Raw genomic sequence first — 4,762 nt, forward strand, 5'->3', positions numbered from 1 at the left:
GTGGCAGAATCCCCACCACAATTCCAAGAAAGGAACTTGATCTTTGTATCAATGACATCGGGGGAATACCACCAAACCCTCAAGATAGTGTTGTAATCATTTCCCCTGAAAACAACAAAGCCCCCTCTTCTCAAGAGCACTTCGTGATCACAGATGTCCAAGCCTCTGAATCCGGTATGTATAAACTTATCTTGCGTAACGAATCTCCACCTAACAAGCAATTTTGATTATGTTTCTAATGTACAGAAGGGGAATAAAATATCCCCCTTCTGCTTTTTTTCTCATTCACTCAATGGAATACGCCAAGCCTTTCGCCCATAGTGTTTTGCGTAAAGTTTTTGACCTGTATAAGGACATCTACGCCATGTGCGAAAAACGTAGGTTTTACTTTCTTTAAACTTCTGTGTATTATACATGGAAGTTCCTTTTAAGGTGAATTGACCTAGACAGGAGACATTTACAATGATACAATTCCGCATGTTGTTACAGGTTGCATCTTGTTGTTTCCTGTCTGGTTTTACGTTAGCGAACCATAACCTAACGTAAACTTTTTATGGGTTTGAGCTGCAACTCAAACCCTTTTTATTCTGATTTAATATTTAATGTTTTCATTCTAACCTTTGCTGCTTGTAATGAAACTTTATAGCACTTAGCGACCTCTTCTGGAGTCTTAAATTTGGGCATACCTGAACGTGGCATTAAAAGTTCAGCGGCAAACTGATCAGCTTGCCGTTCTGAACTGCGATAAGCAGGTATTTCATGAGAATCAATTACGCGTTGTAAGGGTAAATTTGTATGTAAAAAGAGGTGAGCAAATTCATGAGCAACTGTAAATCTTGCACGACCATTACCATCGTACGCATCTCTATAAATATCTTCTCTTAAAACGATGAACTTACCTTGTGGATCAGTTAAACCACCCACATTTCCAAGTTCTTTCTTATCTGCGATACGTAAATGAAAATCTAGCTTCATATTAGGCAAAATGTGTTCAATAAACTCCATTACTGGAAAATATTGGACATCTGACAATTGTAATTCCATTCGAAATAAACCAGCTAAATAACTAATTTTGTGCCAACTACGAGGAGGAACTTCATAATCAATGCTTTTATACACCTTCTATTTACCTTCTTTTTCTTTTATCTGTTTCAATAATTTTTTCATTTTTTCTATATTTTCTGGAGAAATGTTATCTATAACTCTAGCAAACATACCAACAAGTTCACCTGTGGATAAATTAGAAGACTTTATTGTAAAACTCTTACGGCAGGAATCAGCCTCTTTTCTTAAGAGAGAAGCCATATCTTGATCTAAATCGTATAATTCTATGATCTTTTCTTCCATACCAACAGGCACAGATTTTTTGCCAATCTCGACAGAAGATAAAAACGCTACAGATATACCTAATTTATCAGCCATATCTAAAAGGCGTTCTGCACGATCAATACGGAGTTTTCGTATGGTTTTACCAAATGGTGTAAGCATCAAATAGAACTCCAAAGGACGGATAATTAATCTTAACAGATTAAATATATTTTATCTTAAGGTATAAATCAACTCTTTTTTTTTTACAATAATTACAAATTGCCAATAGCAAAAATTTAAAAATTATCGAAAGTGACTTGACATTATAGTAGGAGTATGAATAATCGAATCAGGTGCCTGAAGAACACCTTAAACCAATAGCGGATGGATTGCCGACACAATCTCTTCTCCGCACATTAAAGGCNTGAATAATCGAATCAGGTGCCTGAAGAACACCTTAAACCAATAGCGGATGGATTGCCGACACAATCTCTTCTCCGCACATTAAAGGCTTTGACTCGTTGTATGTTACGCGCATATAATGGCTTTGTCGGGTGTGGTTATGCCATAAAATACCCTTTTGGGAAAAGCATAACGACGGACTATTGGCCGTGTTTTTCAGCGCCCGGCATTTTTCTGGAATGTCGATGAAAAACATCTAACCAATAGGAGTTCATAATGAACACTCTTATTCCGATATCGGAACAAACTGTTGGACAGGAAATTGTTCAAACAGTAAATGCACGTGAATTGCACGCATTCTTAGAAGCAAAACGAGACTTTTCCAATTGGATTAAGGACCGTATTATCAAATACAATTTAGAAGAAGGAATAGATTATATTTTAACGCTCGCCAAAACTGGCGAACGTCAAAATGTAGTATTAAAAGAATATTACCTTACACTAAATGTAGCCAAAGAGCTCTCTATGCTTGAGAATAATAAGAAAGGTAGAGAGGCTCGTTTATACTTTATCAAATGCGAACGGCTCTTGAAACAAGTAGTGACACCACAAGTTGACTACTCCAAACCCGAAGCATTGCTTGGTGTTTTGAATCACTTACAAAGCCAAATCGAGCAAAAGGATAACACCATTGCTGAATTAGCACCAAAAGCAGAGGCTTTGGAAGGTCTAAAACGCTCTGATGGTTTGTTTGGTTTAATTGAAGCCGCGAAGATGTTGGAAGTACGACCTAAGGATTTAACGGATTACTTGCGACAAAATGATTGGGTGTATCGACGTGCTCCAGGGGCGCCATTGTTACCTTATCAGGATAAGATCAAGAAAGGATTCATGGATTGCCCTGCTATTACCATTCAAAGACCGGATGGAACAGAAAAGGTGCTGCCTTCAACGAAAATCACATCTAGAGGATTGGCATGTTTGAGAGAACAAATCTTTGGGGGTGTGCAATGAAGGTAGATACTAACTTCTTATGCGATTTGTGGATAACGTTGTTTCAGTTTGTCAATTGTGAATATGTAGATGATAAAAATTGTAGTGCTCTGGTTGACATCATGGGGGTGGTAGAAAAAGCTTTGATTGTAAAACTTCAAGATGAAGTGCCGAATATTACAAAGATTCTAGCAGTTCTTACAGGTTTTGGAACTTCAGAACTACCGCATAGCATGAATCCGTTATTGCAAGCTTATGCTCCTACTTTGGAAAGTCCTGTTGTAAAAGCTGCTTAACTTAAAAACACAACTCCCCTCCCTGTTCTTAAAATGGGGAGTGGTCAAGAGGCTTCTTTAGGTAAGAACTCAAAATGAACGGGTTTAAAACCAGTTAAATCATAATCCGTAAGATCGGCAGTATCAACAAAGTTTTCTGCTTCTTCATCCGTCTTAAAAACAGGCATTTGTTTTAATTTAGAGGTTTTCATAAAAATTAAATTTCTTTTGATGTGTATAGAATTTTAAAAGATTCAAAGTTTAGAAGAAATGTATCTGTTTAGACTTACACCATTTTCAGCAGCTTGTATTGCAAGTTTTCTATGGAGTTCTGGTGGGATTCTTAATTGAAACTTACCACTGTATTTACCATGTGACAAAGGCACAGGAACTTCTTCTCCATTATGTTGCATGTCCTCAACAACTTCTGAAACAAGGTCCATAATGCCTTTTAAAGCTTTCTCTGCTTGAGCATCTAACCATGAAAGGGATGGGAATTCTGCACACAATCCGACATATTCCTCATCTTCTTGCGACCACAAAACACGATATGTATAATGATTATTGTTCATGTTTCATCCTTTCTATCGCTTGTAAGACTTGTTTGACTTGATAAGCTTTTGCTTTGTTACCAGAATCTTTTTGAATATTCACACGAGGATCACCAAGCCACGGTGTTTTAAAAACAAAGTGGCTTGTACCATTGTTCCGCGGTTCTCCAAAGAAATAGACACATACAGCCAACAAATCTGAAAACTTAATGTTCTTTGGTGATGCTTTCATCAAGCTGATTATTTTTTCAACTTTATTGTTCATAACCAATAATAGTATCATTATTAATCCTAGTCAATCATTTTATACACTTAATTGGACAGGAACACTCATGCATCCGAGAGAGACGATAAGGGAAAGCTTTGTTGCTTTGATTAAAGCAGCAAAGACGGCAGCTGGTGACAATGTTTTCAATATGCGTGATTTCAACTTCTCCCCTGAGAACACGCCTGCAATTAACATTTTCACACAAAGTGAAACGATTAAAGATGGGCAAGATTATGGAATAAGGCGGCGTGTTTTAACAGTAGATGTTGAATGCTATGCAACATGTGAAGATGGTGCACGCTTTGTTGACCAATTAGCATGGGAAGTTGAGGAGGTTTTCTACGCTAATCCCAATCTCAACAACACAGTTGAGACATGCCGCCTGCAAAATATTGCTTTTGCCTTTGGTGATAATGGCGCCCTAGCGCTCCATGGTGCGATTCTAACCTTTGAAGTCATTTATGTGACAAATATCCCCAACATGGATGAAGAAGAAGGCAGTGTAACAGCAAGACTCGTTGAACCTTTCTTAAGCTTTGAACCAGAAACAGGCGTGAGAAATAAAGATAAATACCATAAAATTGAAGGTGGACATGTTAGAGCGGCGCGATAAAGAGATCACAGATCTAAAGAGACGTGTGGCCAATATGGTTGTGGTGGGGAAGATTAGCCATGTCGACCATAAAAACGCACGCTATCGGGTAAAAAGTGGCAATCTTGTCAGTGACTGGATTCCAGATACCCAAGCCCGCGCCGGTAAAACACGCTCGTATGAAGGGCGTGATATCGGAGAGCAAGTGATTGTTATCTCGTCATCAGGGGATTTATCACAAGGGGTGATTGTTGGTTCACTTCATACCGATGCTAATCAAGCAGCCGATAAAGGCAGCATTCACCGAACGATATACCCTGATGGAACCAGCCTTGAATATGATGATGAACAAAATACTTATGGAATTCACATC

General features: G+C 38.2%; 11 protein-coding genes and 1 pseudogene. 6 read left to right on the forward strand and 6 right to left on the reverse strand.

The window, feature by feature from the left end:
* Window positions 1–227 (forward strand): annotated as a pseudogene (locus tag ACFIK7_RS00870) (hypothetical protein); the annotation flags it as partial.
* 54 nt (window positions 228–281) lie between these two features.
* On the opposite strand, the gene ACFIK7_RS00875 reads toward ACFIK7_RS00870, so the two are convergent.
* The 3 genes from ACFIK7_RS00875 to ACFIK7_RS00885 all read right to left on the reverse strand — a co-directional run bounded on the left by ACFIK7_RS00875 (window position 282) and on the right by ACFIK7_RS00885 (window position 1,488).
* Window positions 282–416, reverse strand: a complete 135-nt coding sequence (locus ACFIK7_RS00875) for a hypothetical protein (protein WP_375631750.1) — start codon at window positions 414–416, stop codon at window positions 282–284.
* A 166-nt stretch (window positions 417–582) separates the two neighbouring features.
* Window positions 583–1,119: an ImmA/IrrE family metallo-endopeptidase gene (locus ACFIK7_RS00880; protein WP_004858798.1), complete on the reverse strand. Its 537-nt coding sequence runs from the start codon at window positions 1,117–1,119 to the stop codon at window positions 583–585.
* Window positions 1,120–1,122: 3 nt separating this feature from the next.
* Window positions 1,123–1,488 carry a helix-turn-helix domain-containing protein gene (locus ACFIK7_RS00885; protein WP_004858800.1) on the reverse strand — a complete coding sequence of 122 codons (366 nt, stop codon included), beginning with the start codon at window positions 1,486–1,488 and terminating at the stop codon, window positions 1,123–1,125.
* A gap of 261 nt (window positions 1,489–1,749) precedes the next feature.
* Here ACFIK7_RS00885 and ACFIK7_RS00890 point away from each other — a divergent pair, with 261 nt between their 5' ends.
* From ACFIK7_RS00890 to ACFIK7_RS00900, 3 genes are read left to right on the forward strand one after another with little or no spacing between them, the layout of a single operon-like run.
* Window positions 1,750–1,959, forward strand: coding sequence for a hypothetical protein (locus ACFIK7_RS00890; protein ID WP_375662766.1), 210 nt, complete (start codon window positions 1,750–1,752; stop codon window positions 1,957–1,959).
* 27 nt (window positions 1,960–1,986) lie between these two features.
* Window positions 1,987–2,724: an antA/AntB antirepressor family protein gene (locus tag ACFIK7_RS00895; RefSeq protein ID WP_375662767.1), complete on the forward strand. Its 738-nt coding sequence runs from the start codon at window positions 1,987–1,989 to the stop codon at window positions 2,722–2,724.
* Window positions 2,721–2,999, forward strand: coding sequence for a hypothetical protein (locus ACFIK7_RS00900; RefSeq protein ID WP_273790314.1), 279 nt, complete (start codon window positions 2,721–2,723; stop codon window positions 2,997–2,999). The genes ACFIK7_RS00895 and ACFIK7_RS00900 overlap by 4 nt, the downstream gene beginning before the upstream one ends.
* A gap of 44 nt (window positions 3,000–3,043) precedes the next feature.
* Here the strand turns inward: ACFIK7_RS00900 and ACFIK7_RS00905 are convergent, their stop codons facing one another.
* From ACFIK7_RS00905 to ACFIK7_RS00915, 3 genes are read right to left on the reverse strand one after another with little or no spacing between them, the layout of a single operon-like run.
* Window positions 3,044–3,190 carry a CopG family antitoxin gene (locus ACFIK7_RS00905; RefSeq protein ID WP_273790313.1) on the reverse strand — a complete coding sequence of 49 codons (147 nt, stop codon included), beginning with the start codon at window positions 3,188–3,190 and terminating at the stop codon, window positions 3,044–3,046.
* Window positions 3,191–3,232: 42 nt separating this feature from the next.
* Window positions 3,233–3,550 carry a type II toxin-antitoxin system HicB family antitoxin gene (locus ACFIK7_RS00910; protein ID WP_004856761.1) on the reverse strand — a complete coding sequence of 106 codons (318 nt, stop codon included), beginning with the start codon at window positions 3,548–3,550 and terminating at the stop codon, window positions 3,233–3,235.
* Entirely contained in the window at window positions 3,540–3,812 is a 273-nt protein-coding gene (locus ACFIK7_RS00915) for a toxin HicA (RefSeq protein WP_375624221.1), read from the reverse strand. The genes ACFIK7_RS00910 and ACFIK7_RS00915 overlap by 11 nt, the downstream gene beginning before the upstream one ends.
* A 49-nt stretch (window positions 3,813–3,861) precedes the next feature.
* Here ACFIK7_RS00915 and ACFIK7_RS00920 point away from each other — a divergent pair, with 49 nt between their 5' ends.
* Both ACFIK7_RS00920 and ACFIK7_RS00925 read left to right on the forward strand, forming a co-directional pair.
* A complete protein-coding gene (locus tag ACFIK7_RS00920) occupies window positions 3,862–4,410 on the forward strand; it encodes a hypothetical protein (RefSeq protein ID WP_375662768.1) in 549 nt (182 codons plus the stop codon).
* Window positions 4,391–4,762 (forward strand): phage baseplate assembly protein V (locus tag ACFIK7_RS00925; protein WP_375662769.1); only part of this gene is annotated, 372 nt, incomplete at its 3' end. The genes ACFIK7_RS00920 and ACFIK7_RS00925, both read left to right, overlap by 20 nt.

It is taken from the genome of Bartonella sp. CL266QHHD (assembly GCF_042195355.1).
Taxonomy (GTDB): domain Bacteria; phylum Pseudomonadota; class Alphaproteobacteria; order Rhizobiales; family Rhizobiaceae; genus Bartonella.

Coding starts and splice junctions, on each gene's coding strand:
- ACFIK7_RS00875 (WP_375631750.1), bottom strand. CDS start 416: ATGTATAATACACAGAAGTTTAAAGAAAGTAAAACCTACGTTTTTCGC.
- ACFIK7_RS00885 (WP_004858800.1), bottom strand. CDS start 1,488: ATGCTTACACCATTTGGTAAAACCATACGAAAACTCCGTATTGATCGT.
- ACFIK7_RS00895 (WP_375662767.1), top strand. CDS start 1,987: ATGAACACTCTTATTCCGATATCGGAACAAACTGTTGGACAGGAAATT.
- ACFIK7_RS00900 (WP_273790314.1), top strand. CDS start 2,721: ATGAAGGTAGATACTAACTTCTTATGCGATTTGTGGATAACGTTGTTT.
- ACFIK7_RS00905 (WP_273790313.1), bottom strand. CDS start 3,190: ATGAAAACCTCTAAATTAAAACAAATGCCTGTTTTTAAGACGGATGAA.
- ACFIK7_RS00910 (WP_004856761.1), bottom strand. CDS start 3,550: ATGAACAATAATCATTATACATATCGTGTTTTGTGGTCGCAAGAAGAT.
- ACFIK7_RS00915 (WP_375624221.1), bottom strand. CDS start 3,812: ATGATACTATTATTGGTTATGAACAATAAAGTTGAAAAAATAATCAGC.
- ACFIK7_RS00920 (WP_375662768.1), top strand. CDS start 3,862: ATGCATCCGAGAGAGACGATAAGGGAAAGCTTTGTTGCTTTGATTAAA.